Source organism: Sphingomonas sp. S6 (assembly GCF_043498045.1).
Classification (GTDB): Bacteria; Pseudomonadota; Alphaproteobacteria; order Sphingomonadales; family Sphingomonadaceae; genus Sphingomonas.
In genome coordinates this window covers 1-1,904 of record NZ_JBIEOE010000044.1, presented here as the reverse complement: position 1 = coordinate 1,904, position 1,904 = coordinate 1, and the positions used below count along the sequence as shown (strand labels likewise).

General features: G+C 63.2%; 2 protein-coding genes. Both read right to left on the bottom strand.

Features of this window, described 5'->3' with window-relative positions:
* A partial coding sequence (locus ACGVWT_RS19135; protein WP_394427816.1) for a DNA circularization N-terminal domain-containing protein occupies positions 1–537 on the bottom strand: 537 nt, incomplete at its 3' end.
* A gap of 479 nt (positions 538–1,016) precedes the next feature.
* Positions 1,017–1,904: glycoside hydrolase family 73 protein (locus tag ACGVWT_RS19130; RefSeq protein ID WP_394427814.1), on the bottom strand; the 888-nt coding region annotated here is incomplete at its 5' end.

The following is a 1,904-nucleotide window of genomic DNA, read 5'->3' as shown; positions in this document are numbered from 1 at the left end:
TTGGTTCACTGTGGCGGGGAGCGCGCCGCTGGCGCTGCCGGCAGCGCTCGTCTTGCCGAGGCCCAGGAGGCGCACTGCCGTCGCGGCACCCGCTGCGGCAGTGATGACCGCCGCCGATACGGTGAGGCCGTCGAGGGAGATATTCGGGAAAGTCTGGCGCCCCGCCTCGATGAAGGCGAACTCCACCGTGCTGTACGTCGCCCCATCTAGCGCCTCGCCCATGCTGATTGCATCGAGCACGACGGTGAGGATGCCGAGCGTGGGGTGGATCAGCACGCCAGGCCCAGCCGCCCGCGCCGCGGTCAACAGCGCGAGGCGCTGGGCGTCGATCGGCAGACCGCCGAGGATGGGATCCTTGTCGACGACGAATCCGCGGATGCGATAGCGCGTCGCGCCCCGACCCATATCCTCAGTCCATACGTCCTCACGGCCGGGATATTCATGAACAGCTAGGCGCCGGCCGGCAGTCGTGACATGATCGGTCACGGCAAAGGGAACGCCGCGGAAGGACGCAGGCAGCAGGTTGAGCAGGGACATGTCGGACCTCCTCAGGCTGGCGTGATCTACGCGGTTAGAGGGATAGCAAAATGAAAGCAGCGGTTGCGATGACGCTTGCGAGCCTTCAGCTGGCAGCAAGTACCCCTGATCCTGCGGTCACCCCGTGTCACCTGATCAAAAAGGTAGCGGTCGGGTGCCCCGATGGACCGTACTACGCGCCTACAAATGCAATCGATTTGTTCGACTCGTATGGGTTTGACGCAGCTAAAATCACTGCCGACTACACCAAGGCCATTTTGCGACGCTACAGCTGCGGATCACTAAGGGACGACGGCTCATACCCTGACCTTCGTCTCGAGGTCATGAAGCAGGGACGTGTTGCGACGGAGGACGGCTGGAGGCAGGTCGTTAAACTTGCGGTCTATCGAACAAATTACGCTGGCATTTGGTGGGTGGCGCCCGAGTATCTCGACGCGGGCTGCCGTCCTACCGCAAAGCCCAACACCAATGGCTGATGATCAATGCGCCACGGCGTGGCTTATTGCTGGCGTAGACCCGTGTCGCGTCTTTGCCGTCACACGCGCGCCTTGGGGAAGACCATGGACTTCCAACGAGATTTGCGTTGGCTGGGCGGGCCCAGCACGGTCGTAGCGGTCAAGCCCCTGACGGCGGATTACGTCCTTCAACTTGGCGCCGTACTTATGATCTGTCGCGTACACGCCGGTAAGAGAGTCTGCGGCTTCATCGACCGTGCGAGCACGCTGAAAGGCGCGATAGCGCTTGCTGGATAGCAACTTGGCGTGAGCATCGAACGCCTCTTCGAGGGATTCGAACTTCCGGAATTTCGCCATGGTATAATAGCTTCGACCTAGACGATCCTCTTCACGGGTGCGCGCCATTACGAAAGGCTCGCCGCGGCGAGCCTTGATGCCGAAGGGGTTATTGCTGCCGGCAGGCATGCGTTTCCCATACGAGCTTTCCAGCCCATATTGTCCGAGCGTAATCGACGCCCGGACACCGGTTCGTGCCTGGGTTTGCTGAGCGGCGCTGATTGCGCGCGCTGTTAGCCCAGCAACGGCACGCTCGATGGCCCGGCCACCGCGTTCGATCGCACGTCCCCCGCGCTCCACCAGCCCGGCCGCCGGCGCAAACGTATTCTTGACGATCCCCCCGAACGTCGTGGCGCCGCCGACGATCTGGCGCCCTGCGGCGAGCGTCGCGTCATAACCCGGCTCCGCCGCATCCGCCGCCGCGCTTCCGGCGATCGCCATCGCGCGGTCGGTCAGCTGCCCAACCATCGCCCCTTTCCGCTGAATGCGCTGGCCGCGCTTAATGTCGTCATCGGACGCGATATAGGCCGTATTGCCCGCGTCCTTCATGTCGTCGCCCAGAGCCTTGCCGCCCTG